The organism is Mycobacterium sp. IDUB_19 (genome assembly GCF_055419445.1).
This window is the reverse complement of the sequence record NZ_JBVAXR010000008.1, coordinates 40,886-66,382: the sequence shown is the minus strand read 5'-3', so window position 1 is coordinate 66,382 and position 25,497 is coordinate 40,886. Positions and strand designations below refer to the sequence as shown.

Genomic DNA, 25,497 nt, shown 5'->3' with positions numbered 1-25,497 from the left:
TCAGGTCGCGTCGCTGTCGAACGGCGCCGGGCCGTGCTGTGGGGCCCCAAACGCCGGGTTCCCGTTCGGCCCCGACGACTCGGCCGACGGCAGCGGCGGAGTTCCATTGACCGGCCGCTCGAAATTGCCGGTGAGGAATGAATCGTCGCCGTCCAGCAGGTGCTTGGTCAGTGCCGCGCGCGGCGTCATCCCCCGCAGTTTCTGCAGTTCGCTGAGGGGGGCACGCAGGTCGTCGAACTCGGGCCCCAGATCCTGGCGCAGTTGGCTGGTCATGCCACTCAGGTAGTCACGCGCCTGCCGAAGCGAGGTCGACGTCCAGCGGATCGCACCCGGAAGCCGCTCCGGCCCAAGGATCACCAGCCCGACCACCACGAGGACCAGGATGTGCTCCCAGCTGAGGTTCCCGAACATCTACCCGTTGTCGGGGTCGGGTTTGACGGTCAGGGTGACGTTGCGGCCATCGCGGACCACCTCGATCGGAGAGTCCTGCCCGATCGTCAGCTGTCGCACGGCGACGACGAACTCGTCGGAATCGGCGACCTTGCGGGTACCGACCTTGACGATGACGTCGTTCTCCAGGATTCCGCCCTTTTGCGCCGGACTGCCGGCCTTCACGTTGGCGACCTGGGCGCCGGCGGCGATCGAGTTGCTCACCGACCGGGTGCTGACGCCGAGCGTCGGGTGCACGATCTTTCCGTCCTTGATCAGAGTCTGTGCCACCGACTTGACCTCGTTGACCGGGATCGCGAAGCCCAGCCCACTTGCGCTGTCGGACAACGACTTTCCTGCGGTGTCGATGCCGATCACCTGAGAATCCATGTCGATCAGCGGGCCACCGGAGTTGCCGTGGTTGATCGAGGCGTCCGTCTGGAGGGCGTCGATGACGGTGTCGGTGTCAGATCCCTCCCCCGACAGCGGGACCGGGCGGTGCAACGCGCTGATGATGCCGTGCGTCACGGTGCTGCGCAGCCCCAACGGCGCACCCGCCGCGATCACCTCGTCGCCGACGCGAACCTTGTCGGAGTCGCCGAGCCGCGCCACGCTCAGGTTGTCGACGTTGTCGACCTTGAGCACAGCCAGGTCGGTCTTGGGGTCGCGGCCCACCAGGTTGGCGGGCACTTCCTTACCGTCGTTGAACACCACGGTCGTCTTGAACTGGCTGGGGTTGTTGGCGGCCTCGGAGATCACGTGGTTGTTGGTGACGATGTAGCCGCGCCCGTCGATGACGACGCCGGAGCCCTGCATGCCTTCCTGCTCGCTCTTCGACTCGATGGTCACCACCGAATTGGCGGTAGTGGCCGCAACTTTGGCGAAGCGGCCCGCCGGCTCTTCGGTGTTGCCGTTGGTCGACAGCGTCACCTTCGAGGTGGTGAAGGCGTCGACGACCTCGGCCGTCTTGCGACCGATCAGCCCGCCGACGGCGCCGATGACCAGCGCGATGGCGAGCAGGACGGCCAGCGCGAGGTAGGACACCTTCCGACCGAAGAGGACGTCGCGCACGCCGAGCTTGCCGCCATATCCCGACGGAGTGTGCGACGTGGCGTGGGCAACGGCCGGACTTCCCAGCGCCGCCGCGGCCCCCGGGTCGCGCCATGGATCGTCGGACTCGTCCTCGTCGAAGCCGTTCTGTTCGGCGGCCAGCGCGCTGGCGTCGACGGGGTGGCGCTGCAGTGACTCGCCGCCGCCGACCGGCTTGCTGAACGCCTCCTCCAGCACCGGGTCGCGGCGTTGATCGTGCGGATTGAACTCGCCTTCTTCGCGGTACTTCGACGGACGCACCCGCTCCGCGACGAAAGACCCCTGCTGCCCGTCCGGGCGACTGAACGCTTGACGCGAGGCGGGGTCGACCGGTGGCCGGGAAATGGGGCGCGGCGCCAGGCGGTTGCCTCCGTTGTTGCCGCTGTCGTTGCCCTGGTCGGAGGTCACGTTACCCCTTTTGAATCCGCTACTTGAGTGCTCGAAACGGGCCTCGCGCAGGGCCCCTGTCCAGGGCAAGCACCAGGCACGGCGTTGTTCGTGTCCACCCTAGTATCCACGGTTGCTGATCGGTCGGCTTGAACGCACGAGCTGGCGGCAGCCCGGCTGCTACCGGCGCTTACGCTGGTCGCGCACGTCGCGATCAGCGAAACCGTCGGGTGCCTGCGATGGCGTGTCATCGCGCGGGTAGTGCGGAATCTGCGACAGCATCCCTAGCAGCGTGCTGGGAATGCGGATGGGATGGGAGTCACGCAGCGCACTGCGCGCCCGGCTCTGGTCGTCGACTTCGGCCGCGCATTGCGGGCACAACGAGAGGTGATGGGCAGCCCGCAAGTGGGCATTCATCCGCAGCTCACCGTCGACAAATGCGGCGATCGCCTCGATGGACAGATGCTCGGTCGAACCGAATTGCCGCGGGGCGCCCACCGGGGCATCACTCTGGGAGGCGAACTGCGCGGGGAGCCAGGAGAACGCACGACGGAACACATGTCCCCGGTCGGCCATCACCAGTTCCTTTCGCTGCCACGTACCCCTCGAATGTAGCGCGACAACGTGCCGAGCACCGCTATGCATCCCGCGAAATCGCATGATTATCGGCGCGTGAGGCCGGGGGGCGAAACCGGCCTAGGCCGATTTGGCGTGGGCTTCCGGTTCGGAGTGCGCGGCCAGGTAGTCGCGCAGCGCCTGACGTCCGCGGTGTATCCGGCTGCGAACGGTGCCCAGTTTGACGCCCAGCGTGGCGCCGATCTCCTCGTAGGACAGGCCTTCGATGTCGCACAGCACCACCGCGGCACGAAACTCCGGCGGCAGCGAATCCAGCGCGGCCTGCAGGTCGGGCCCCAGGTGCGCGTCGTGGTAGATCTGCTCGGGGTTGGGCTCGTCGGCCGGCACCCGGTCGTAATCCTCCGGCAACGCTTCCATCCGGATGCGCGCGCGCCGGCGCACCATGTCGAGGAACAGATTCGTGGTGATGCGGTGCAGCCAGCCCTCGAAGGTGCCGGGCTGATAGTTCTGCACCGACCGGAAGACCCGGATGAAGGTCTCTTGGGTCAGGTCCTCGGCATCTTGCTGGTTACCCGACAGCCGGTAGGCCAGCCGGTACACCCGGTCGGCGTGCTGACGCACCAGCTCGTCCCAGGACGGCATCGTGGTCTTGTCCCCGGTCGCGTCGAATACGGCTGTGCCCTGCAGCCCATCCGCCGGCTCGACCCATTCGTCGTCCGGGCATTCCTGAGCGTGAGGCATAGTGCTCGGGCTTAAGAGAGTGGTGTTGATCGAATCCTCCGAAGAAGTTGCCCTGCCGAGTAATGACAGTTCGTCATCCGCCGCAACACGAAGTTGCCAATCTGTATTCCCCGTCCAACGTCCTCCACGTTCCATACGGACACCGTCGCGTATCGGCGTATGCGCGATATAGGAGCAATCTGAGGTTTGGCTGAGAAATCATTTCGTTACCTGGCATAAGCAGGGTAAACCCGTCGCGGAGTGACTTGGGCCGCGTCGGCCGGTCCGGGCGTGTCGGAAAGGGGCCGGCCCAGGCGCGCCTGCCGTACCGCGCCCCGGCATGGAATACGCTGCGGGCATGGACGGCACCGAGGAAGAAACCCCCGGCCAGGCGGCTCCCAGTCGGGCCGAATCGCTCTCCGCGCACGCCGAGGGATCGATATCAGAGGACGCGATCCTGGCGGGCGCCCGTGAGCGCTCCGTCGACATCGGTGCCCGGGCGGTCACACCCGCGGTCGGCGCACTGCTGAGCCTGCTGACCAAGCTCAGCGGCGGCAAGGCGGTCGCGGAAGTGGGAACCGGCGCCGGGGTCAGCGGCCTCTGGTTGCTGTCGGGGATGAGCGACGACGGTGTGCTGACCACGATCGACATCGAGCCCGAGTATCTGCGGATGGCCAAACTGGCCTTCACCGAGGCCGGCATCGGCCCGTCGCGCACCCGGCTGATCAGCGGGCGCGCTCAAGAGGTCCTCACTCGCCTCGCCGACGAGTCCTATGACCTGGTGTTCGTCGACGCCGACCCGATCGACCAGCCCGATTACGTCGTCGAGGGCGTGCGGTTGCTTCGATCCGGCGGGATCATCGTCGTGCACGGCTCGGCGCTGGGCGGGCGGGCTGGTGATCCCGCAGCGCGCGACGCCGAGGTGGTCGCGGTCCGGGAAGCGGCCCGACTGATCGCCGAGGATGAGCGGCTGACGCCCGCGCTGGTGCCGCTCGGCGACGGCGTCTTGGCCGCGGTCCGCGACTAGCCGACCGGGCACCCCGCACGAGCCCACCGCGGTAGTGCTGTCGCCGAGGTGACCGCACGCGGTTCTGCCCAGCATCGCGCAGATTTCTTTTACGTATCCCTTACGGGGTGTCCCCTTGACCTTCGGCTGAACGTGCGTTTAATGTACTGAACATGCGTTCAGCCGACCTGACCGCCGTCGCCCGGATTCGCGATGCCGCGATCGAGCAATTCGGCCAGCACGGCTTCGGCGTCGGGCTGCGCACCATCGCGGAGGCCGCCGGCGTCAGCGCAGCGCTGGTCATTCATCACTTCGGCTCCAAGGAAGGCCTGCGCAAGGCCTGCGAGGACTACATCGCCGCAGAGATCTACAGCAGCAAGTCAGAGGCGCTGCGCTCCAACGACCCGGCGACCTGGTTCGCGCAGATGGCCGAGATCGAGGGTTACGCACCGCTGATGGCTTACCTGGTGCGCAGCATGCAGACCGGTGGCGAGCTTGCGAACATGCTGTGGCGCAGAATGATCGACAACGCGTACGCGTACATGGAAGAAGGCGTGCGCGCCGGGACGATCAAGCCCAGTCGCGATCCCCAAGCCCGGGCCAAATATCTGGGCATCACCGGCGGTGGCGGCTTTCTGCTCTACCTGCAAATGCACGAAACCCCAACAGATTTGCGGGCAGTCCTTCGTGACTACGCCCGCGATATGGTGCTGCCCGCCCTCGAGATCTATACCGAAGGCCTGATGACCGACAGGACCATGTACGACGCATTCCTGGCCGCAGAAGATCAAGGAGAATCCCATGGCAGTTGACCACGACGCGCCCATCGAAATTCGCAACCTCACCAAGAACTTCGGTGCGGTGCGGGCACTCGACGGCCTCGATCTGACGGTGCGTCAAGGTGAAGTACACGGCTTTCTGGGCCCCAACGGCGCCGGAAAGTCCACCACTATCCGCGTCCTGTTGGGCTTGGTAAAAGCCGACGGTGGAAGCGTGCGGCTGCTGGGCGGTGACCCGTGGACCGACGCCGTCGAACTACATCGCCAAATCGCTTATGTGCCGGGAGATGTCACGCTCTGGCCGTCACTGTCCGGCGGCGAGACCATCGATCTGCTGGGCCGCATGCGCGGCGGCATCGACGGCGCGCGTCGCGCCGAGCTGATCGAGCGCTTCGACCTCGACCCGACAAAGAAGTCGCGCACCTATTCCAAGGGCAACCGGCAAAAGGTCTCGCTGATCTCGGCCTTCTCGTCGCAGGCCAGCCTGCTGCTGCTGGACGAGCCCAGCAGCGGGTTGGACCCATTGATGGAGAACGTTTTTCAGCAGTGCGTCGCCGAGGCCCGCGACCGTGGCGTGACGGTCTTGCTGTCCAGCCACATCCTTGCCGAAACGGAAACGCTGTGCCAAACGGTGACCATCATCCGGGCCGGCAAAACCATCGAGAGCGGTTCGCTGGACTCGATGCGGCATCTCAGCCGCACCTCCATCAAGGCCGAAATGACCGGCGATCCCGGCGATCTCACCCGAATCAAGGGAGTCGAGGACGTCAGTGTCGACGGCAACACGCTGCGGGCCCAGGTCGACAGCGAAAGCCTCGGGGAACTCATCCGGGTGCTGGGCGACGCCGGCGTGCGCAGCCTGATCAGCCAGCCGCCGACGCTCGAGGAGCTCTTCCTGCGTCACTACGACACCGGGCGTAGCGGGAAGAAGGTCTCAGCGTAATGAGCACCCCAACCCTGGATCGCACGAAATACGTTGCTCCGCGACGAAATTCAAACTTCACCGGGACGGTGCGAATGTTGCGGCTCTATCTGCGCCGCGACCGGGTCTCAATGCCGTTGTGGATATTGCTGCTGTCATTGCCGTTGGCGACGGTCTACGTCGGAAGCATCGAGAAGGTCTACCCCACCCAAGCCGCCCGCGCCGGGTTCGCGGCGTCGATCATGGCCAGCCCGGCACAGCGCGCCCTCTACGGGCAGGTCTACAACGACAGCCTTGGCGCGGTTGGTATTTGGAAGGCCGGAATGTTCCACGTGCTGATCGCGGTCGCCGTCATTCTCACGGTGATCCGGCACACCCGCGCCGACGAGGAAAGCGGCCGGACCGAATTGGTGGACTCGACCGGGGTCGGACGGTATTCCAGCCTCACCGCGGCGCTGATCCTCTCGTTCGGCGCCTCGATTGCCACCGGCGCGATCGGCGCGGCGGGATTGCTCACCACCAAGGTCCCGCAAGGCGGATCGCTGGCGTTCGGCGCCGCACTGGCCGGCTCCGGGGTGGTGTTCACGGCGGTGGCCGCCGTGACCGCGCAGCTTTCGGCGAGCGCACGGTTCGCCCGCGGCGCCGCCTTCTCCGTGCTGGCGGCCGCGTTCACGCTGCGCGCCATCGGTGATGCCAGCTCTGGCACGCTGTCCTGGTTTTCGCCGCTGGGGTGGTCGCTGCAGGTGCGGCCCTACGCGGGTGATCACGGGTGGGTGCTGCTACTGCATCTGGCCGCCGCCGCCGTCCTCACCGCCGTGGCGTATCGGCTGCTCGCCGGGCGCGACGTCGGTGCCGGGCTCGTCGCCGAGCGTGCCGGCCCACCCCACGCCGCGGCGGGATTGAGCAACGTCTTCGGTTTGGCGTGGCGGCTGGATCGCGGCGCGCTGCTGCTGTGGACGGTGGGCCTGTGCCTTTATGGCCTGGTGATGGGAAGCGTCGCGCAGGGCATCGGCGACCAGATCGGCGACGGCGTGGCGCGCGACATCGTCGCGCGGATGGGCGGCACCACCGCTTTGGAGGAGGCCTTCCTCGCGGTGGTATTCGCGATGATGGGCATGGTGGCTTCCGCCTTCGCCATCTCGCTCACGCTGCGGCTGCACCAGGAAGAAGCCGGCCTGCGAGCCGAGACGACACTGGCCGGGGCGGTATCGCGAACCCGTTGGTTGGCAAGCCATTTGGCGGCCGCGCTGCTCGGCTCCGCGGTGGCGATGCTGCTCGCCGGGGTAACGGGCGGGCTCGTCTACGGCGTCGCCGCAGGCGACGTCGGCGGCAAGTTGGCGGACGTGGTAGGCACCGCGGCCGTACAGTTGCCGGCCGTCTGGCTGGCATCGGCCGTGACGGTCGGATTGTTCGGTCTCGCGCCACGGTTCACACCGGTGGCGTGGGGCGTACTGATCGGGTTCATCGCCTTGTACCTGATCGGTTCGCTTGCGGGTTTCCCGCAGTGGGTGCTGGACCTCGAACCCTTCGCGCATGTTCCGCGGGTCGGCGGCGACTTCACAGCGGTGCCCCTGCTGTCGCTGCTGGCGGTCGATGCGGCATTGATCACGTTGGGCGCCATGGCATTCCGACGTCGTGATCTGCGCTCGTGAACACCGGTGTCCGCGCGACGGCATCGTCGGTGTTCGGGCTGGCCATATTGAGCTTGCTGCTGTTCTTACCGGCCGGCACGCTCGACTATTGGCAGGCATGGGCTTTCATCGTCACCGCCACGGTGGCGACGATCTTTCCCAGCATGTACATAGCCCGGACGAACCCGGCCGCGCTGCAGCGTCGTATGCATGCAGGGCCGACAGCTGAGACCAGAATCGTGCAGAAGATCGTCATCTTCGGCGCGTTTCTGACCCTTGTGGGGATGTTGGCGTTCAGCGCGTATGACCATCGGGTGGGCTGGTCGCACCCGACCGCGTCGGTGTGCCTGCTCGGCGATGTTCTGGTAGCGGCTGGGCTCGGTATCGCAATGCTGGTCATAGTCCAGAACGGTTATGCCGCCCCCACGGTCACGGTGGAGTCAGCCCAAAGGGTGGTTTCCAGCGGCGTCTACACGTTGGTCCGGCACCCGATGTATGTCGGAAACGTGATCATGATGGTCGGTGTCCCCCTGGCACTGGGCTCGTACTGGGGGCTTTTGTTCGTCCTCCCGGGTGTGGCGGCACTTGTCGTCCGTATCGGCGACGAGGAAGCGATGCTCACCCAGGAATTGGCCGGCTACCGCGAGTATGCGCAGCACGTGCGCTACCGGTTGATGCCCTTCGTCTGGTAGAGCCGAGCAAAAACGCCTTAGGGTGTGCTGTGGCCCGAACCCTGGCACCTGCGCTGGATCAGCCGTGGCGACGTTCCGGCGCCTTCCGGTACGCGCTAGACCGGATTCGCGGCGTCGCCAGACCTCCGGTGACCGTCACCGATCCACCCGCCGACATCATCCTCGAGCGCGATGTCAACGTCCCAACACGCGATGGAACGGTGTTGCGGATCAACGTGTTTCGGAAGGCCGATAAGCCGGCCCGGCCGGTCATCCTGAGCATCCATCCCTACGGCAAGGACAACCTCCCGCGGCGGCGGCGCGGGAGGTGGACGTTCTCGGTGCAGTACCGCGTTCTGCGCCAGCCGAAACCGGTGACGTTTTCTGCCCTGACCGGCTGGGAGGCCCCGGACCCGGCCTGGTGGACCGCGCAAGGCTTCACCGTGGTGAATGCCGACGCGCGCGGCTGCGGCCATTCCGAGGGCACCGGAAAGCTGCTTTCGCGACAGGAAGGCGAGGACACCTACGACCTGGTGCAGTGGATCGCCGATCAGCGATGGTGTGACGGAAACGTTGTCATGCTCGGTGTCTCATACCTGGCCATCACCCAGTACGCCGTCGCTGCTCTGCAGCCGCCGGCGCTGCGGGCGATCTGTCCCTGGGAGGGCTGGACCGACGCGTATCGCGACCTCACCTTTCCCGGCGGTGTTCGCGAACTCGGCTTCACCCGGTTGTGGTCGCGCAATGTGCGTCGCGATACCCGGCAGAGCTACACCCTCGGGCCGATGCAGGACAAACATCAACTGCGCGACGACTTCTGGCGCTCACTTGCGCCCGACCTGTCGGCCATCAACGTTCCCATGCTGGTCTGCGGCAGCTTCTCGGACAACAACCTGCACAGCCGCGGTTCGATCCGCGCGTTCACGCGCGCCGGCTCCGCCCACGCCCGCCTGTACACCCATCGAAGCGGCAAATGGGCGACGTTCTACTCCGAGGCCGCGCTGACCGAACAGCTCAACTTCTTTCGCGGCGTACTGGACGGCGCCGCCGAATCCCGCAGCGTGCGCCTCGAAGTGCGCGAGGACCGCGACACCGTCACCGCGGTGCGCGAGGAAGCCGAATGGCCGCTCGCCCGGACCCGTTGGCGGCCAATCTATCTCGCGAGCGCCGGAATTCTGGCGCCCGATCCGCCCACGCGGGCCGGCAGTATTGAGTTCGAAACCGCCTCCAACGCAGCGGCATTCAGCTGGACGGTCCCGGCAGACATCGAACTGACCGGTCCGATGGCTGCCCGGCTGTGGCTCGAACTGGACGGCTGCGACGATGCGAACCTGTTCCTCGGCGTGGAGAAGTGGCACGCCGGACGGTTCGTCGAATTCGAGGGGTCCTACGGTTACGGCCGCGACCGGGTCAGCACCGGCTGGCAGCGGGTCTCGCTGCGCGCATTGGATCCCGAGCTCTCGCAGCCGTGGGAACCGGTCCCGACATGCACCGGGCCGCAGCAACCGCTGTCTGCCGGCGTAGTCGTACCGGTCGATGTGGCGCTGGGCCCTTCGGCGACGTTGTTCCGGGCCGGCGAGCAATTGCGACTTGTGGTCGCCGGACGCTGGTTGTCGCGGCGCAATCCGTTCACCGGTCAGCTCCCCGCCGCGTACCGCAATTCGCCACGCGGTCGAGTCACCCTGCACTGGGGTCCAGGCTACGACGCGCATCTGCTGATTCCGGAGATCGCCGGCTAGCAGGGCCGGCCTACACCCAGACGCCCTTGCCCACCGCGACCACGCCGCCGGCGCTGATCGCGAAGCGTTCACGGTCCTTTTCCAGATCCACCCCGACCATTTCGCCGGGCCCGATCACGACGTTCTTGTCCAGGATCGCGTGGCGTACCACCGCGCCACGGCCGACCCGGGCGCCCGGCATGATCACACTGCCCTCGACGATCGCTCCGTCATCGACCACCACGTTCGACGACAGCACCGAGTTGCGCACCGAGGCCGCCGAGATGATGCTGCCCGCGCCGACCACCGACTCCTGGGCGGAGCCGCCGTTGACGAACTTCGCCGGCGCCAGATTCTCGGTCGCGCCGCGAATAGGCCAGCGCCGGTTGTACAGATTGAAGACCGGGTGCACCGACACCAGGTCCATGTGCGCGTCGTAAAACGCGTCCAGCGTCCCGACGTCGCGCCAGTAGGCCCGATCGCGGTCGGTGGCGCCGGGCACCTCGTTGTCGTTGAAGTCGTACACCGCGGCCATCCCATCGCCCACCAGCCGCGGAACGATGTCACCACCCATGTCGTGATCGGAGTGGTCGTCGTCGGCGTCGGCACGAATCGCGTCGACGAGCACCTTGGTGGTGAAGATGTAGTTGCCCATCGAGACGAATGTCGTGTCCGGGTCGTCGGGCGTGCCCGGCGGCTCCAGCGGCTTCTCGACGAAGCTCCGGATTTGGCCGGACTCGTCGGAGTCGATACAACCGAACGCGCTGGCCTCGTTGCGCGGCACCCGGATGCCGGCCACGGTCGCACCGGCCCCGCTGTCGATGTGGAACTGGACCATCTGCTCGGGGTCCATCCGATACACGTGGTCGGCGCCGAAAACCACTATGTAGTCGGGGTCTTCGTCGTAAATCAGGTTGAGGGACTGATAGATCGCGTCGGCGGAGCCGGTGTACCAGCGCGGGCCGAGGCGCTGCTGCGCCGGTACCGGGGTGATGTACTCGCCGGCTAGACCGGACAACCGCCAGTTCTGCGAAATGTGACGGTCAAGTGAATGCGACTTGTATTGCGTGAGAACGCAGATCCTCAGATAGCGCGCATTGACGAGGTTGGAAAGCACGAAGTCGATCAGCCGATAGGCACCGCCGAAGGGAACTGCGGGCTTGGCCCGGTCCGCGGTCAGCGGATACAGCCGCTTGCCCTCACCGCCGGCCAGGACGATGCCCAGCACCTGTGGTGCTTCCCTCATGGCTCCAAACCTATCGGCCGTCGCGAACCGCTGCCAGGGGGAATCCCCCCGGCCGTTCTGACGGGCTGTCCGTCAAGGTATTTGGCACGGTCGCTGCGCCGCTCACCGTAATGCATCGCGCCGCCCGGAGCGCGGCGGTGTCGGCGCCGAATTCACCAGCCGCTTTTCCATCCGACTCGCGGGCGGCGTCGCAACCGAACTACGGTGCGAAGTATGCGGGTGGCGATGATGACTCGGGAGTACCCACCGGACGTCTACGGCGGAGCCGGCGTCCACGTGACCGAGCTCGTCGCGCAACTGCGCCGTCTGTGCACGGTCGACGTGCACTGCATGGGTGCACCCCGACCGGGCGCCATCGCGCATCAGCCCGACCCGCGGCTGCAGCATGCCAACGCTGCGCTGTCCACCCTGTCCGCGGATCTGATGATGGCCGATGCCGCATTCCAGGCCACGGTCGTGCACTCGCACACCTGGTACACCGGCATGGCCGGGCACCTGACCGCGTTGCTCTACGACATTCCCCACATTCTGACCGCGCACTCGCTGGAACCGCTGCGGCCGTGGAAGGCCGAACAACTCGGCGGCGGCTACCGGGTGTCGACGTGGGTGGAGCGCACCGCGGTGCTGGCGGCCGACGCCGTCATCGCGGTGAGCGCCGGTATGCGCGAGGACGTGCTGCGGGTCTACCCCACGCTGGATCCGAGCCAGGTGCATGTCATCCGCAACGGGGTCGACAGCGACGTGTGGTATCCGGCCGGGCCGACGAACACCGGGTCGGTGCTGGCCGAGCTGGGAGTTGATCCGAATCGGCCGATGGTGGCATTCGTCGGGCGGATCACCCGGCAGAAGGGCGTCGGCCATCTGGTGGCTGCCGCGCACCACTTCGGCCCGGACGTGCAATTGGTGCTGTGCGCAGGCGCTCCCGATACCCCGGAAATCGCCGACGAAATACGCGCCGCGGTGGAAGAACTCGCCCGCACCCGCACGGGGGTGTTCTGGATCCGGGAGATGCTACCCGTCGGTGAATTGCGCGAAATACTTTCGGCGGCGACAGTTTTCGTGTGCTCGTCCGTGTACGAGCCGCTAGGCATTGTGAACCTGGAGGCGATGGCCTGCGCAACCGCGGTGGTGGCCTCCGATGTTGGCGGCATACCGGAGGTGGTCATCGACGGAGTCACCGGCTCGCTGGTGCATTACGACGCTGACGACCCAATCGGATATCAGATGGGATTGGCAAAAGCGGTCAATGAACTCGTCGCGGACCCGGCGAAAGCCGAGCGCTACGGTAGCGCCGGACGCCAGCGCTGCATCGAGGATTTCTCCTGGGCGCACGTCGCGGAGCAGACGCTGGAGATCTACCGGAAGGTGTGTTCGTAGTCGCCGACACCTTCGGTGCGGCGGACTTAGCTGGTGACGCCCTTGAGTTCGTCGCCCAGAGCAGCGGCTTCGTCGGGTGTTAACTCGACGACGAGGCGACCACCACCTTCAAGTGGTACCCGCATTACGATGCCGCGCCCCTCCTTAGTTGCTTCCAGAGGACCGTCTCCGGTCCGGGGCTTCATCGCCGCCATCGAGTGCTCCCTCCAGATTCGAGTTGACTCGTCCTCGCGAGCCTGGACGGCGGCGAGCTAGCCCCGCCAGCAGATTTCCAGCCATACCCGACATTGAACTGCCAAATCACTCCTCCATTGTTCCCTATTAAGGTCACCAAATGCACAAGACCCGTCCCTAGCGCCTTCTCCGGGGCTACGGGGCGTGGTTTGCCGGGCCTGATCGCCCGGGCCCTTACCGGGACGAGGGGACCCAGCACTCCCGGATGTGGTCGTCGACCATCCCGGTCGCCTGCATCAGCGCGTACGCGGTGGTGGGACCGACGAAGCGAAACCCGCGTTGCTTGAGTTCCTTCGCCATGGCCTTTGATTCGGCAGTGGCGGACGGGATTTCGGACGTATCGGCGGGACGGGGCCGCGCCGGTGGCGCGAACGACCACAGCAGGTCGGACAGTTCTTCCGACGTGCCCAACTCGGCCGCCGCGCGCGCGTTGGCAATCGTCGCGTCGATCTTGGCCCGGTTGCGGACGATCCCGGCGTCGGCCATCAGCCGTTGCACATCGGCGTCGTTATAGCGAGCGACCTTTTCGATGTCGAACCCGGAGAAGGCGCTCCGGAAATTCTCCCGTTTGCGCAGAATCGTCAACCACGACAGGCCGCTCTGAAAGGCCTCCAGGCTCATCCGCTCGAACAGCGCCACCCGGCCGCGCAATGGGCGGCCCCACTCCTCGTCGTGATAGTCGCGGTACAGGTCGAAGTCGGGCCCGGGCCTTCCCACCGCCCAGCTGCAGCGAATCCGCCCGTCATCGGTCACGCCGGATCGTCGCCCTCGGCCGCGTCCTCGCTTTTCACCGTGCCGCCGGCGTCGCTGCCTGCTTCTTTTCCGGCCGGTGCGGCGCTGACCGCCGCAAGCTGACCACGAAGCGCCTCGAGCTCGCGAGCCAGCCGGTCCAGCACCCAGTCCACCTCGCTGGTCTTGTAGCCGCGCAGCACCTGGGTGAACTTGACCGCGTCGACATCGGTGCCCGTGACGCCGTAGGCGGGCAGCACCGTCGCCGTGGTCCCCCGCGGCAGCGGCGGCAACTGCTCACCGCGTCCGAAGAGCAGGCTTCCCGCACCGAACAGCACGATCGCCACCAGCACCAACACCACGAGGTAGAGCAAGACCAACGCCACGGAGTCGATAGTGCCCTATACCGCCGACAGGACAGCGATCAGCGTGGCCGCAACACCTTCATCGGCGGCCGATCGGCCAGCGACACCGGCCAGGTGTGCTGGGTGTAGCCCTCACCGTCGGCGAAGAACTGCGTCAGCCCGACTCCGGAGTCGGGGATGCCGCAGCGTGAGAGCAGGGTCGCGATCACCTGGCGGCTCATTGCGCCCAGCTCGGCCAGCGGCCGGTTGCGGTGCGCCCGTACACCCAGATTGACCTGGGCGATCGCGTCCAGGCCCAGCCGGTCGAAGGTGTCGACCAGCAGACCGATCTCCACGCCGTAGCCCGGCGCGAACGGCAGCGAGGTCAGCAGTTCCCGGCTGGCCGCGTATTCGCCGCCGAGCGGCTGCAGCACGCAGCCCAGCTCCGGTCGCAGCGCCGCCAGCAGCGGCCGGGCCACCAGCTCGGTGACTCGCCCGCCGCCGGTGCTGGCGTCGCCGCCGGTGCCCGTGTCTCCGACGTTGAGCGGCCGCCGGTAGAAGCTTTTGACCAGGTGAATGCCGTCGCCGATGAGCAGCGGACCGAGCAGCCACGGAACGAACATCGGGTGCGGGTTGATCAGGTCGGAGTCGACGAACACCACGATGTCGCCGCTGGTGGCGGCCAGCGAGCGCCACAACGCCTCGCCCTTGCCGGGCCGGGGCGCGACCTCGGGCAGCGCCTGTTCACGGCTGACGACGCGGGCGCCGGCGGCGATCGCGCGGATCTCGGTCTCATCCGTCGAGCCGGAGTCCAGCACGATCAGTTCGTCGACCAGCCCCTCGATCAGCGGCGAGATGCTGGCAACCACGGATGCGATGGTTTGTTCCTCGTTGAGGGCCGGCAGCACCACCGAGATGGTCCGCCCGCCCTTGGCCTCTTGCAGCTCCTTGATCGTCCAGGTGGGACGGCTCCAGCTGCGACGGGACAGCCACTGCCGCGCCGCGGCGGCCCCGCTGCCGGTCAGCTCGCCGGCGACCAGGTCGGATGCCGTCATGCCAGTCCCCTCACCGTGCGCGCCGGCGGGCGAGTGCCCTGGATCGAGGCGACCATTTCCAGCACCCGTCGGGTCTGCGCGACCTGATGCACACGAAAAACGCGTGCTCCGGCGGCCGCCGCCAGCGCGGTGGCTGCCAGTGTCCCCTCAAGCCGTTCGGTTAAGCCCACGCCCAGAGTCTCCCCAACGAAGTCCTTGTTGCTCAACGCCATGAGCACCGGCCACCCGGTCTTTACAAGTTCGTCCACGTGGCGCAACAGCGCCAACCCGTGGAAGGTGTTCTTGCCGAAATCGTGGGCCGGGTCGATCAGCACTCGGTCGCGGGCTACACCGGCCGCGACTGCCCGCTCGGCGGCGACGGTGACCTGGCGGATCACGTCGTCGACCACACCGCGGGTAGACGTACCGTAACTCACCCGGAACGGGCGCGTGCGGGGCTGCGCGCCGCCGGTGTGCGAACACACCAGACCCACGCCGAGTTCCGCGGCAACCTCCGGCAGGGCCGGATCGACGCCGGCCCAGGTGTCGTTGATCAAGTCCGCGCCGGCCGCGCAGGCCAGTCTGGCCACCTCGGAGCGCCAGGTATCGACGCTGATCAGCTGGTCGGGATAGGCGCCACGCAGCCATTCGATGAACGGCACCAGGCGGGCGATCTCCATGTTCGCGTCGACATTCTCGCCCGGGCCCGCCTTGACGCCGCCCACGTCGATGATGTCGGCGCCGTCGTCGACGGCCCTGTGCACCGCCGTCCGGGCGGCGTCGTCGGTGAACGTCGCGCCCTTGTCGTAGAACGAGTCGGGTGTGCGGTTGACGATCGCCATGACCAGCGCGCGATCCGCGGCGACGGGTCGGCCGCACAGAGTTGCCTGCACCCGTCCATAGTGCCGGGTAACCGCCAAGGCTTCAGCCTTGCGGTCGCTTACCGGCTCGCGCTGATTGGCCGGCGCGCTCCCCCAAGGCTTCAGCCTTGCGGTCGCTTACCGGCCGCCACCTCGTCGGGGTACTCGTCGTAGTACGGCACATACCCCTCGTCGCGGCCGGCCAGCACGTACAGCGGGTCCTTGACGTCCGGGCCGTAGGCCTCATCGCGGAGCTCCACCTTGCGGCTCTTGAACGTCGTGGTGTGCTCCAGCGACTTCATCACCCGCACGAACAGCGGCAGTGCGTACGCGGGCAGCTGGGAGTACACCGCGCGACCCAGCGCCTTGCCGTCGAACTCCGCGCCTTCGCGCAACTGGACCGCGGCCATCCCGGCGCGTCCGCCGGTGCGGGGCACCTCGACACCGAACACGGTGCACTCCTCGACGGCCTTGTCCGACGCCAGCGCGGCCTCGACCTGCGTGGTGGCGACGTTCTCGCCCTTCCAGCGGAAGGTGTCGCCGAGCCGGTCGACGAACGCGGCGTGCCGCATGCCCTGCGGGCTCATCACGTCGCCGGAGTTGAAATAGCAGTCGCCGTCACGGAAAGCGTTGCGCACCAACTTCTTTTCGCTCGACGATTTGTCGGTGTAGCCGTCAAACGGCTGCAGCCGGTTGACCGGGCTGAGTAATAGACCGGGCTGGCCGGCCGGCACCCGGCGCACCCGACCGTTGTCGTCGCGCAGCGGAGCCCCGGTGTCGGGGTCGTATTCCACGTACACCAGCGGCATCGGCGCGATTCCCGTCGACCCGGGCACGTTGAAGATGTTGATGAAGGCCGTGTTGCCCTCGCTGGAGGCGTAGAACTCACACACCCGCGTGACGCCGAACCGCTTGGTGAATTCCTTCCAGATCTCCGGCCGCAGTCCGTTGCCGGCGATCAGGCGCACCTGGTGTTTGCGGTCGGTGTCCTTGGGCGGCTGGTTGAGCAGATAGCGGCAGACCTCGCCGATGTAGATGAAGGCCGTGGCCCGGCTCTCGATGACCTCGTCCCAGAACCGGGAGGCCGAAAACGACTTGCCCAGCGCCAGCGTCGCCCCCGAGTTGATCGCCGACGACAGCGCGACCGTCAGCGCGTTGTTGTGGTACAGCGGCAGGCAGCTGTACAGGGTGTCGGAGCTCTTCAGCCGCAGCCCCAGCCCGCCGAACGCCGCGAGCGCCTTGAGCCAGCGCAGATGCGTCATCACGCTGGCCTTCGGGAAACCGGTGGTGCCCGACGTGAAGATGTAGAAGGCGGTGTCTCGGGCCCGCACCGTCGCCACCGAATCCGGGTTGGTGGCCACCGCGCTCACCGCGAAGCGCTCCAGGTCTTCGATGGTCACGGTGTTGGCGGTGCCCGCGGAACCGGACTCGGCGACAGCGCTGACCAGGTCGGTCTCCGCGATCAGCACCTTCGCGTCGAGCAGGCCCAGGCTGTGCGCCAGCACCTCGCCGCGCTGGTGGTAGTTGAGCATGCCGGCGACGGCACCGCACTTGACCGTGGCCAGCATCGCCAGCACCGCCTGGGGCGAGTTGCGCAGCATGATCGCGACGACGTCGCCGTGGCCGACGCCACGCGCGGCCAGCACGGCGGCGTACCGGTTGGCGGCCGCGTTGGCCTCGCGGTAGGTCAGCTGCTGGTCGCCGAACCTGAGGAAGACCTTGTCGCCGTAGCGGGCGGCACGCTCCTGGAAGACGCTGCCGATCGACTTATTGGAGTTGGGCTGGGCCAATAGGCCGGTCAACGCGCCGCGGACGATCACCGGCAGGTCGGCCAGTACGCCCGGCAGCCCCGCCGCGACATCCGTCAAACCGATCCGTCGGCGTGTACCCCGAGAGTGGTCGGACACGTGCTCCCTCGATTCCCCTTGACGTAGCCGACCTCAGACAGGGGCGCACGCCTCGATTGCGGCACCCACCTTATCGACCAGCAGCAGCCGGTCCATCGCTACCTGCGAGATATAGCCGCTGTCGAGCAATCCGTTCAACCACAGCCACAAGCCCTCGTAGTGTCCCCACGGATCCAGCATCACCACGGGTTTGTCGTGCATACCCAGATAGCCCGTCGTCCACGCCTCGAACAACTCGTCGAGGGTGCCGACACCGCCGGGCAGCACGATGAACGCATCGGCGCGGTCTTCCATGATCCGCTTCCGGTCGCGCATCGTGTCGGTGACGATCAGCTCGTCGGCTTTCTTGTCGACGAGCTCGCGCTGGACCAACTGTTCGGGGATCACGCCCACGGTCCGGCCGCCGCGTGCGCGCGCCGCGCTGGCCACCGCTCCCATCGCCGAAACGTCGCCGCCGCCCCACACCAAAGTCCAGCCGCGCTCGGCTATCGCTTCGCCGAGTTCGCCAGCCAGGTCAAGCAATTCGGGATGCGTCGGTCCCGACGCGCAGTACACACAGACCGCCCATTCGCTTGGTGAATTGCCTTCCGGCCGCATAACCGCCAAGGTAGACCAAAGGCCCCCGGACCGTGCACGTATGGGGCTTTCGCGCTGGCTAGTCACCGGCAGGACACCGCCCCGCAATAAAATTCGGCGATGCCGATTCGATGGAACGTCCCGCAGCACGCGTCCACGTTGGAACAGCTGGATACAGCCCTGGGTGACGGGACGCTGCGCGGTGCCGTGGTGCTCGGACCCGACGGTGTCGGTAAGTCCACGCTGGCGCGGTTGGCCGCCGAGCATTTCGGCAGCCGGCACCCGGACACTTTCATCCGATGGGTCACCGGTACCCCGACCGAGCGCGTGGTCCCGTTCGGGGCCTTCAGCCACCTCGTGGATATCGCCGACATCGGGAAGCCGGCCGCGCTGTTGCGGGCGGCCCGGGCGTCGCTGAGCCGTGACCGGCAGGGCGATCTGCTGCTGATCGTCGACGACGCCCACGACCTGGACATCCTGTCGGCGACGCTCGTCTACCAGCTGGCACTGGCCGGCACCGCCCGGATGATCGTCACCGCCCGTGCGGACGCGGCGCCCGAGGCCATCGCGGCGCTGTGGACCGACGGCCTGCTCGACCGGATCGACGTCGACGCGCCCGGCGAGGCCACCAGCCGTGCCGAGGTGGACACCTTCATCGCCGAGTTGCCCGCGGCGGCGCGAGCGGTGCTCGACTACCTCGCCGTCGAGGAGCCGCTGTCGCTGGCCGATCTGACGGTGCTGGCCGGCGACGGCGCGGTCGCCGAGGCCCAGGACTGGGGCGCGGCGGAAACCCGGGTGCGCGACGAACAAGCAGAAGATCCGGTCGTGTACACCGCACATCCGCTGTTCTCCGAGCGCGCCCGGGCAGCGTTGGGCGCCGACGGTGACCGACAACGGCGCACCGCGTTGGTCACGCTGCAGTCCCAGCATCCGTCGGATCACCTCAGCGACCGGCTGCGGCTCGCGTCCCTGGCGCTGGACAGCGATGCGCCGCAACCGGTGGCCGAGGTCATCGACGCGGCGCAGCAGGCGCTGCGACTCGGCGATCTCACGCTCGGCGAGCGACTGGCCCGCTCCGCGATGGAGCGCTCCTCGGATGGCCAAGCACTCGCGGCGCGGCTGCCGCTGGCGAATTCCCTCGCGTTCCAGGGCCGCGGCCGGGAGGCCGAGGCGCTGCTGGCCGCGGTCGACTCCGCCGCGTTGTCCGAAGAAGAGCTGATGACCTGGACCCTGCTGCGGGCGGCCAATCAGTTCTTCATGCTCAGCGAGCCGGAGCGGGCCACCGCATTCCTGCAGACCATCCGCAATCGCGTCCCCGATGTCGGCCCACGCCTCACGCTCGACGCGCTGAGCTCGACCTTCGCGATGAACGCGGGCAACATCGAGCGGGCCGTCGAGATCGCGCATGCGGTGCTGGCCTCACCGGCCGCCGACGACCAGGCGGTGGCCTGGGCGGCGAGCGCGGCCACGCTGTGCTCGGCGCGCCAAGGCCGGTTCGCCGACGTCGAGGCGCTGGCGCAGCGCGCGCTGGGCGCCGAGCACCCGGGGCTGCTGCGGTTCACGGTCGGCCTGGGCGAGACCACGACCCTGCTGATGGCCGGCCGGCTCGACACCGCGACCGAACTCGCCCAGCAGTTCACCGATTTCGCCGAATTGCAGCAGCCCGGCCGCGCGATCGGCGAGGTGCTGCTGGCGCACGTGCTGATCGCCGCCGGCCGATTCGGCGAAGCCGCCGCCCTGCTGGGCCCGGCGGCCGCCGCCCTGGAACGCACCGGCTACTCGTGGGGGCCGCTGTCGCTGATGCTGTTGGCCACGGCGCTGGCCCAGCAGGGCGACATCGCCGGCGCGGCAAAAGCCTTGAGCAGGGCGGAAGCTCGGCACGGGACGAAGTCGGCACTGTTCAGCCCCGAGCTGGGTGTGGCGCGGGCCTGGCGACTGGCCTCCGAGCGCGACTCGCACGGGGCGATCGCCGCGGCCCGCGACGCGGCGCGGATGGCCGAACGCCGCGGGCAGTCGGCCGTGGCGCTGCGCGTCTGGCACGAGGCCGTCCGGCTCGGGGACATCCGCGCGGTGGATCCGCTGGCGCGGCTGTGCGACGAGGTCGAATGCGCGCTAGGACAGCTTGCCCTGGCTCACGCCAAAGCGTTGGCGACGAGCGACCAGGCGGCGCTGCGTGCGGTGGCCGAGGAGCTGACGGCGGCCGGTCTACATGCGGCGGCGACCAATGCCGCCGCGCAGGCGCAGCAGGGCGCTTAGCCGCCCAGGTATCCCCGGAGCATGTCCACCGCGGCAGTGATCGCTGCGACGGAAACCCGCTCGTCGCGGGCGTGGGCCAGGTTGGGGTCGCCGGGTCCGAAGTTGACCGCCGGTATGCCCAATGCGGCGAACCGGGACACGTCGGTCCAGCCGTATTTCGCCCGAACCTGTCCACCGGCGGCCTCGACCAGCGCCTTGGCGGCCGGCTGCGACAAGCCGGGAAGTGCACCCGCGGCGCCGTCCGTCTGCTCGATGGCCACGTCGATCCCGTCGAACACCTCGTGCACGTGCTGCAGCGCCTGCGCCGGGGACCGGTCGGGCGCAAAACGGTAGTTGACGGTGACCGACGCGGCGTCGGGAATGACGTTGCCGGCCACGCCGCCGTCGACCCGGACCGCCGACAGGCCTTCGCGATACTCACAGCCGTCGATGTCGACTGTCCGAGCCTGGTATCCGGCCAACCGGTCCAGCACCGCACCCAGTTTGTGAATTGCATTGTCACCCAACCAGGAACGTGCCGAGTGCGCACGGGTTCCGTTGGCGCTGACGACGACTCGCAGCGTGCCCTGGCAGCCGGCTTCGATGTAGCCCGCGGTGGGCTCGCCCAGAATCGCGACGTCGGCGGACAACCAGTCCGGCAGCTCACGCTCGATGCGGCCCAAACCGTTTGCGGTGGCCTCGATTTCCTCGCAGTCGTAGAACACCAGCGTCAGGTCGTGCACCGGTTCGGTCACCGTGGCGGCCAGATGCAGAAACACGGCGTCGCCGGATTTCATGTCGGCGGTGCCGCAGCCATGCAGCACGTCGCCTGCTGGGCCGGTTGAGCGACGGCTGGGCAGGTTGTCGGCCACCGGGACGGTGTCGAGATGACCGGCCAGCAGCACCCGCGACGGCCGGTTTCGCCGGGTGCGCGCCAGCACGGCGTCGCCGTTGCGGATGATCTCGAAGCCGGACGTCTGAGCGCGCAGCGCGGCCTCTACCTCGTCGGCGATGCGCGCTTCGTCCCTGGACTCGCTGGGGATGTCGACCAGCGCCGCGGTCAACTCGATCGGATCCCCATGCAAGTCCAGCACGCAACCAGGCTATCTGTAACCTGACCGCCGTGACTGGAGCTGCAGGTATCGGGTTGGCGACGCTGGCCTCCGATGGATCGATCCTCGACACTTGGTTTCCCTCACCGGAACTGACGGAATCGGACACCAGCGCCACGTCGCGCCTCGCGCTGTCCGACGTTCCGGCGGAACTGGCCGCACTGGTGGGACGAGACGACGACCGCAATACCGAGACCGTGGCCGTCCGCACGGTCATCGGTTCACTCGACGATGTGGCCGCCGACGCCTACGACGCCTACCTGCGGCTGCATTTGCTGTCTCACCGTCTGGTCGCGCCGCATGGGCTGAACGCCGGCGGCTTGTTCGGGGTATTGACCAATGTGGTGTGGACCAATCACGGACCGTGCGCGGTCGACGGTTTCGAGGTGGTCCGCGCGCGGCTGCGCCGCCGGGGACACGTGACCGTCTACGGCGTCGACAAGTTCCCGCGGATGGTCGACTACGTGCTGCCGACCGGGGTCCGCATCGCCGACGCCGACCGGGTGCGCCTCGGCGCGCACCTGGCGGCCGGCACCACAGTGATGCACGAAGGCTTCGTCAACTACAACGCCGGCACCCTGGGCACGTCGATGGTGGAGGGCCGCATCTCGGCCGGTGTGGTGGTCGGCGACGGCACCGACATCGGCGGCGGGGCGTCGATCATGGGCACGCTGTCCGGCGGTGGCACGGAAGTCATTTCGATCGGCAAGCGATGTCTGCTCGGCGCGAATGCCGGAGTGGGCATCTCGCTGGGTGACGACTGCGTCGTCGAGGCCGGCCTGTATGTCACCGCGGGCACCAAAGTCGTCACGCCCGAGGGCAAAACGATGAAGGCACTCGAGCTCTCCGGCGGAAATAACCTGTTGTTCCGCCGCAATTCGGTGAGCGGGGCCGTGGAAGTGGTGGCCCGCGGCGGTCAGGGCATCGCCCTCAATGAGGACCTGCACGCCAACTGAGGTTGCGCCTACAGCGTTGTTCCGTGGGTTTCCGGCAGCAGGTAGGTGCAGACCAGGCTGGTCAGCGCGAGGGTGCCGAGCATGGCACCGATCGACCAGCTGCCGTAGGTCGTCAGCAGCGTTCCGGCGATCAGCGGCGGCAAGGCCCCACCGATGACGCCGGCCAGGTTTATCGAAAGTGCTGAGCCGCTGTAGCGGTAGCGGGTGGCGAAGAGTTCGGGGATGAACGCTCCGGTGGGTCCGCTGCCGAACCCGGAGATGGCGAAGGTACCGACGATGGCGACCGCATACAACGCTGGTTTGCCGGTGTCGATCAACGGGACGATCACGAACGCCCACGGCACCGAGGCTGCCCAGCCCATCAACATGATCCGGCGCCGGCCGACCCGATCGCACAGACTGGCCGAGACCACCACGGACGCGATGCTCACCAGACCGCTGAGCACGCCGACCGTCCAAATGAAGCTGCGGGTATAGCCCAGGTGGGTGTGGGCGTACATCGCCAGATAGGTGTTGCCCATGTAGCAGAACGCCATCGTGCCCAGCACGCTGCCCGCCGCCAACAGGATTTCCCGGCCCTGCAGGCGAAACACCTCGGCCAGCGGCGCTTTGGGCACCAGGTCGCGGGACTTCTCCTCGGCGAACACCGGAGTCTCGTCGATGTTGAGTCGCACGTACAGGGCCAGCGCGATCAGAACCCCGCTGATCAGGAATGGCACCCGCCATCCCCACTGCAGGAACTCGGGGCTGTATTCGCCGATGGTGACGTTCACGCCGAGGAAGGTCAGGCTGCTCAGCACTCCGGCGACACCGCCGCCGAGCAGGGTGAACATCCCGTAGCGGCCGCGACGATTGGCGGGTGCGTACTCAGCGCTCAGCAACGCCGACCCGGCCCATTCGCCGCCCACCGCGAACCCCTGCAGCAGCCGCAGCCCCATCAGGATCAGCGGCGCGGCCATCCCGATGGATTCGGTGCTGGGAACCAGGCCCACGCTCACGGTGGCCACCGCCATGATCAGCAGCGTGGTAACCAGCGTCTTCTTGCGGCCGAGCCGGTCGCCAAAGTAGCCGAAGACGGCCGCACCGATGGGCCGGGACAAAAACGCGGTGGCGAATGTCCCCATCGAGGCGACCATGGCCACGCCGGGAGTGAGGCCGGGGAAGAACACGGCGGGAAACACCAGCGCTGCCGCGGTGCCGTAGATCAGGAAGTCGTAGAACTCGATTGCCGAGCCCACCAGGCACGAGACCGCGACACGCGTCATCGGTGTGGCGCGCGGCTTGTCCGCGATCGTCGTCACAGCGTCCGCTGGGCGGATCGACTCACCCACGGCACATTCCTAACTGTCCCCTTGGTGTGTTTGCCTGCATGTCCACTAACGAAATTAGGCGAAAGGTGTGAACTCTCGCTCGTCCGGAGACCTGGCAATATCCTGCGTGTCGCCTAAAGTTCCAGCTGGCAAGCCATTCTGTGACCAGTTGGTTGCGCGGTCGGTATGACGGCCCTAAACCTGCTTACCAGAAATGGCTCGGCGTCTCATCCTTCGGACAGCAACTGCTTCTTGACGACCTTGCCCATCGCGTTGCGCGGCAACGCGTCCACAAGCCGGACCTCGCGCGGTCGCTTGTGTATCGAAAGGTCTTGGGCGACAAAGTTAATCAGTTCGTCGGTGTTGAGATCGGACGAGCCGACGACGAATGCGACGATCCGTTGGCCCAGGTCGTCGTCGGGCATGCCGACGACGGCCGCTTCCTGCACACCCGGATGTCCGAGTAGCGATGTTTCGATTTCGCCTGCGCCAATGCGGTATCCGCCCGACTTGATCAGGTCGACCGACTCGCGGCCCACGATGCGATGCATGCCGTCGCCGTCGATGACCGCGACATCGCCGGTGCGGTACCACCCGTCGGCATCGAAAGCCTCGGCGGTGGCCTCCGGCCGATTCAGATAGCCGTCGAACAACGTCGGGCCGCGAACCTGAAGCTTTCCAACGGTTTCCCCGTCGTGCGCGACGAGGTTGCCGGCGTCGTCGAGCAATCTGGTCTCGATCCCGGCCAGTGGCAGACCCACCCAGCCCGGGCGACGCTCACCGTCGGCTCGCGTCGACACCGTGATCAACGACTCCGAGGCGCCGTAGCGTTCGATCGGCCGGTGCCCGGTCAGTTGTTCCAGCCGGTCGAACACCGGTACCGGCAGCGCCGCGCTCCCGGACACCAACAGCCGCGCCGGCCGCAGCGCCTCGGCGGCCGCCTGATCGGCCACCACGCGCGACCACACCGTCGGCACCGCAAAATACAGCGTGCCGCCGGCCTGCGCATAGTTCGCCGGTGTCGGTTTCCCGGTGTGCACGAAGCGATTTCCGACCCGCAACGACCCGAGCAGGCCCAGCACCAACCCGTGGATGTGGAACAGCGGCAATCCATGCACCAGCACGTCGTCTGGTGTCCACTGCCACGCCTGCGCCAGCGCGTCCAGGTCGGCGGCGATCGCCCGACGGCTCACCACCACGCCCTTGGGCGCTCCCGTGGTGCCGGAGGTGTAGATGACCATCGCGGTGGCCTCGGGCGCCGGTTCGGGATAACGGTGCCAAGAGCGGGCGTGCAATCGGACCGGGATGTGCGCAAGGCCCTCCAGCTCGTCAGGCTCGGGACCCAGCCACGCCTGCGCGCCGGAGTCGGTCAGCATGTGCCGGCGTTCGGCCGCGCCGACATCGGAGGGCACCGGGACGAACGGGACGCCGGCGATCAGGCAGCCGGTGACCGCCAGCACGGTCGACACGCTCGGGGTGGCCAGGATCGCAACGCGGCCCGCGCCGCCCACGCGTTCGGCCACCGAAGTCGCGCCACCGACCAGGTCACTGCGACTCAATACAGCGCCGTCGATCTTGACCGCATCCGGAATATCGGTGGCGCTAACGGCAGCGGGGTTCAGCGATTCCAGCAGCACGTCAGCACACTA

The 25,497-nt window shown here is 67.4% G+C and carries 24 protein-coding genes; 9 read left to right on the top strand and 15 right to left on the bottom strand.

The genetic code is table 11. The features are described 5' to 3' along the window. From tatB to sigE, 4 genes are all read right to left on the bottom strand, one after another. Window positions 1–411 (bottom strand): Sec-independent protein translocase protein TatB, encoded by a 411-nt coding sequence (gene tatB, locus ACZY0B_RS09265; protein WP_463763795.1) that lies wholly within the window; start codon window positions 409–411, stop codon window positions 1–3. After that, window positions 412–1,926, bottom strand: a complete 1,515-nt coding sequence (gene htrA, locus ACZY0B_RS09260; protein WP_463763794.1) for a serine protease HtrA — start codon at window positions 1,924–1,926, stop codon at window positions 412–414. It abuts the gene before it with no gap. Between the two features lie 159 nt (window positions 1,927–2,085). After that, window positions 2,086–2,481 (bottom strand): anti-sigma E factor RseA, encoded by a 396-nt coding sequence (rseA, locus tag ACZY0B_RS09255; RefSeq protein WP_463763793.1) that lies wholly within the window; start codon window positions 2,479–2,481, stop codon window positions 2,086–2,088. A gap of 120 nt (window positions 2,482–2,601) precedes the next feature. Continuing rightward, complete coding sequence (sigE, locus tag ACZY0B_RS09250) at window positions 2,602–3,357, bottom strand: RNA polymerase sigma factor SigE (RefSeq protein WP_463763792.1); 756 nt, start codon at window positions 3,355–3,357, stop codon at window positions 2,602–2,604. 202 nt (window positions 3,358–3,559) lie between these two features. Here sigE and ACZY0B_RS09245 point away from each other — a divergent pair, with 202 nt between their 5' ends. From ACZY0B_RS09245 to ACZY0B_RS09220, 6 genes are all read left to right on the top strand, one after another. After that, window positions 3,560–4,228: an O-methyltransferase gene (locus tag ACZY0B_RS09245; protein ID WP_463763791.1), complete on the top strand. Its 669-nt coding sequence runs from the start codon at window positions 3,560–3,562 to the stop codon at window positions 4,226–4,228. 152 nt (window positions 4,229–4,380) lie between these two features. Next, window positions 4,381–5,019 (top strand): TetR/AcrR family transcriptional regulator, encoded by a 639-nt coding sequence (locus tag ACZY0B_RS09240; RefSeq protein ID WP_463763790.1) that lies wholly within the window; start codon window positions 4,381–4,383, stop codon window positions 5,017–5,019. Further along, window positions 5,009–5,929 carry an ABC transporter ATP-binding protein gene (locus ACZY0B_RS09235; protein ID WP_463763789.1) on the top strand — a complete coding sequence of 307 codons (921 nt, stop codon included), beginning with the start codon at window positions 5,009–5,011 and terminating at the stop codon, window positions 5,927–5,929. Before ACZY0B_RS09240 ends, ACZY0B_RS09235 begins: the two co-directional genes overlap by 11 nt. Beyond that, entirely contained in the window at window positions 5,929–7,560 is a 1,632-nt protein-coding gene (locus ACZY0B_RS09230) for an ABC transporter permease (RefSeq protein WP_463763788.1), read from the top strand. Before ACZY0B_RS09235 ends, ACZY0B_RS09230 begins: the two co-directional genes overlap by 1 nt. After that, window positions 7,557–8,231, top strand: coding sequence for a methyltransferase family protein (locus ACZY0B_RS09225; RefSeq protein ID WP_463763787.1), 675 nt, complete (start codon window positions 7,557–7,559; stop codon window positions 8,229–8,231). The genes ACZY0B_RS09230 and ACZY0B_RS09225 overlap by 4 nt, the downstream gene beginning before the upstream one ends. Window positions 8,232–8,260: 29 nt before the next feature. Beyond that, window positions 8,261–9,949, top strand: a complete 1,689-nt coding sequence (locus ACZY0B_RS09220; protein ID WP_463763786.1) for a CocE/NonD family hydrolase — start codon at window positions 8,261–8,263, stop codon at window positions 9,947–9,949. 10 nt (window positions 9,950–9,959) lie between these two features. Here the strand turns inward: ACZY0B_RS09220 and glgC are convergent, their stop codons facing one another. Continuing rightward, window positions 9,960–11,174 carry a glucose-1-phosphate adenylyltransferase gene (gene glgC / locus ACZY0B_RS09215; protein WP_463763785.1) on the bottom strand — a complete coding sequence of 405 codons (1,215 nt, stop codon included), beginning with the start codon at window positions 11,172–11,174 and terminating at the stop codon, window positions 9,960–9,962. A gap of 213 nt (window positions 11,175–11,387) precedes the next feature. On the opposite strand from glgC, the gene glgA reads away from it, so the two are divergent. Next, a complete protein-coding gene (gene glgA, locus ACZY0B_RS09210) occupies window positions 11,388–12,551 on the top strand; it encodes a glycogen synthase (RefSeq protein ID WP_463763784.1) in 1,164 nt (387 codons plus the stop codon). A gap of 26 nt (window positions 12,552–12,577) precedes the next feature. Here the strand turns inward: glgA and ACZY0B_RS09205 are convergent, their stop codons facing one another. From ACZY0B_RS09205 to ACZY0B_RS09175, 7 genes are all read right to left on the bottom strand, one after another. Beyond that, entirely contained in the window at window positions 12,578–12,745 is a 168-nt protein-coding gene (locus tag ACZY0B_RS09205) for a DUF3117 domain-containing protein (protein WP_003406247.1), read from the bottom strand. Between the two features lie 214 nt (window positions 12,746–12,959). Continuing rightward, window positions 12,960–13,538, bottom strand: coding sequence for a DNA-3-methyladenine glycosylase I (locus tag ACZY0B_RS09200; RefSeq protein WP_463763783.1), 579 nt, complete (start codon window positions 13,536–13,538; stop codon window positions 12,960–12,962). After that, window positions 13,535–13,900, bottom strand: coding sequence for a DivIVA domain-containing protein (locus ACZY0B_RS09195; protein ID WP_463763782.1), 366 nt, complete (start codon window positions 13,898–13,900; stop codon window positions 13,535–13,537). The genes ACZY0B_RS09200 and ACZY0B_RS09195 overlap by 4 nt, the downstream gene beginning before the upstream one ends. A 38-nt stretch (window positions 13,901–13,938) precedes the next feature. Continuing rightward, complete coding sequence (locus ACZY0B_RS09190) at window positions 13,939–14,913, bottom strand: glucosyl-3-phosphoglycerate synthase (RefSeq protein WP_463763781.1); 975 nt, start codon at window positions 14,911–14,913, stop codon at window positions 13,939–13,941. Continuing rightward, on the bottom strand, window positions 14,910–15,734 hold the full coding sequence (gene folP, locus ACZY0B_RS09185) for a dihydropteroate synthase (protein WP_463763884.1): 825 nt from the start codon (window positions 15,732–15,734) through the stop codon (window positions 14,910–14,912). The genes ACZY0B_RS09190 and folP overlap by 4 nt, the downstream gene beginning before the upstream one ends. A 140-nt stretch (window positions 15,735–15,874) precedes the next feature. Then, a complete protein-coding gene (fadD6, locus tag ACZY0B_RS09180; RefSeq protein ID WP_463763780.1) occupies window positions 15,875–17,659 on the bottom strand; it encodes a long-chain-acyl-CoA synthetase FadD6 in 1,785 nt (594 codons plus the stop codon). A 33-nt stretch (window positions 17,660–17,692) separates the two neighbouring features. After that, on the bottom strand, window positions 17,693–18,256 hold the full coding sequence (locus ACZY0B_RS09175) for a TIGR00730 family Rossman fold protein (protein ID WP_463763779.1): 564 nt from the start codon (window positions 18,254–18,256) through the stop codon (window positions 17,693–17,695). Window positions 18,257–18,355: 99 nt separating this feature from the next. On the opposite strand from ACZY0B_RS09175, the gene ACZY0B_RS09170 reads away from it, so the two are divergent. Then, window positions 18,356–20,491 carry a GTPase domain-containing protein gene (locus ACZY0B_RS09170; protein ID WP_463763778.1) on the top strand — a complete coding sequence of 712 codons (2,136 nt, stop codon included), beginning with the start codon at window positions 18,356–18,358 and terminating at the stop codon, window positions 20,489–20,491. Here ACZY0B_RS09170 and dapE read toward each other — a convergent pair. Then, the gene (gene dapE / locus ACZY0B_RS09165) at window positions 20,488–21,564 is read right to left on the bottom strand and encodes a succinyl-diaminopimelate desuccinylase (protein ID WP_463763777.1); all 1,077 of its coding nucleotides are present in this window, start codon (window positions 21,562–21,564) and stop codon (window positions 20,488–20,490) included. The two genes, ACZY0B_RS09170 and dapE, sit on opposite strands and share 4 nt — an antisense overlap. Window positions 21,565–21,584: 20 nt before the next feature. Here dapE and dapD point away from each other — a divergent pair, with 20 nt between their 5' ends. Beyond that, window positions 21,585–22,538, top strand: coding sequence for a 2,3,4,5-tetrahydropyridine-2,6-dicarboxylate N-succinyltransferase (gene dapD / locus ACZY0B_RS09160; RefSeq protein ID WP_463763883.1), 954 nt, complete (start codon window positions 21,585–21,587; stop codon window positions 22,536–22,538). Between the two features lie 8 nt (window positions 22,539–22,546). On the opposite strand, the gene ACZY0B_RS09155 is transcribed toward dapD, so the two are convergent. Together ACZY0B_RS09155 and ACZY0B_RS09150 are read right to left on the bottom strand one after the other, a co-directional pair. Further along, the gene (locus tag ACZY0B_RS09155; protein ID WP_463763882.1) at window positions 22,547–23,803 is read right to left on the bottom strand and encodes an MFS transporter; all 1,257 of its coding nucleotides are present in this window, start codon (window positions 23,801–23,803) and stop codon (window positions 22,547–22,549) included. A 272-nt stretch (window positions 23,804–24,075) separates the two neighbouring features. After that, a complete protein-coding gene (locus tag ACZY0B_RS09150; RefSeq protein WP_463763776.1) occupies window positions 24,076–25,485 on the bottom strand; it encodes an acyl-CoA synthetase in 1,410 nt (469 codons plus the stop codon). Window positions 25,486–25,497: the final 12 nt, after the last annotated feature.

What these genes read in the sequence shown, in the direction of transcription:
- sigE (WP_463763792.1), bottom strand. Translation starts at nt 3,357, where the DNA reads ATGGAACGTGGAGGACGTTGGACGGGGAATACAGATTGGCAACTTCGT.
- ACZY0B_RS09190 (WP_463763781.1), bottom strand. Translation starts at nt 14,913, where the DNA reads ATGACGGCATCCGACCTGGTCGCCGGCGAGCTGACCGGCAGCGGGGCC.
- tatB (WP_463763795.1), bottom strand. Translation starts at nt 411, where the DNA reads ATGTTCGGGAACCTCAGCTGGGAGCACATCCTGGTCCTCGTGGTGGTC.
- ACZY0B_RS09245 (WP_463763791.1), top strand. Translation starts at nt 3,560, where the DNA reads ATGGACGGCACCGAGGAAGAAACCCCCGGCCAGGCGGCTCCCAGTCGG.
- ACZY0B_RS09230 (WP_463763788.1), top strand. Translation starts at nt 5,929, where the DNA reads ATGAGCACCCCAACCCTGGATCGCACGAAATACGTTGCTCCGCGACGA.
- ACZY0B_RS09170 (WP_463763778.1), top strand. Translation starts at nt 18,356, where the DNA reads ATGCCGATTCGATGGAACGTCCCGCAGCACGCGTCCACGTTGGAACAG.
- glgA (WP_463763784.1), top strand. Translation starts at nt 11,388, where the DNA reads ATGCGGGTGGCGATGATGACTCGGGAGTACCCACCGGACGTCTACGGC.
- ACZY0B_RS09205 (WP_003406247.1), bottom strand. Translation starts at nt 12,745, where the DNA reads ATGGCGGCGATGAAGCCCCGGACCGGAGACGGTCCTCTGGAAGCAACT.
- ACZY0B_RS09235 (WP_463763789.1), top strand. Translation starts at nt 5,009, where the DNA reads ATGGCAGTTGACCACGACGCGCCCATCGAAATTCGCAACCTCACCAAG.
- glgC (WP_463763785.1), bottom strand. Translation starts at nt 11,174, where the DNA reads ATGAGGGAAGCACCACAGGTGCTGGGCATCGTCCTGGCCGGCGGTGAG.
- ACZY0B_RS09155 (WP_463763882.1), bottom strand. Translation starts at nt 23,803, where the DNA reads ATGACGCGTGTCGCGGTCTCGTGCCTGGTGGGCTCGGCAATCGAGTTC.
- rseA (WP_463763793.1), bottom strand. Translation starts at nt 2,481, where the DNA reads ATGGCCGACCGGGGACATGTGTTCCGTCGTGCGTTCTCCTGGCTCCCC.
- folP (WP_463763884.1), bottom strand. Translation starts at nt 15,734, where the DNA reads ATGGCGATCGTCAACCGCACACCCGACTCGTTCTACGACAAGGGCGCG.
- ACZY0B_RS09175 (WP_463763779.1), bottom strand. Translation starts at nt 18,256, where the DNA reads ATGCGGCCGGAAGGCAATTCACCAAGCGAATGGGCGGTCTGTGTGTAC.
- ACZY0B_RS09240 (WP_463763790.1), top strand. Translation starts at nt 4,381, where the DNA reads ATGCGTTCAGCCGACCTGACCGCCGTCGCCCGGATTCGCGATGCCGCG.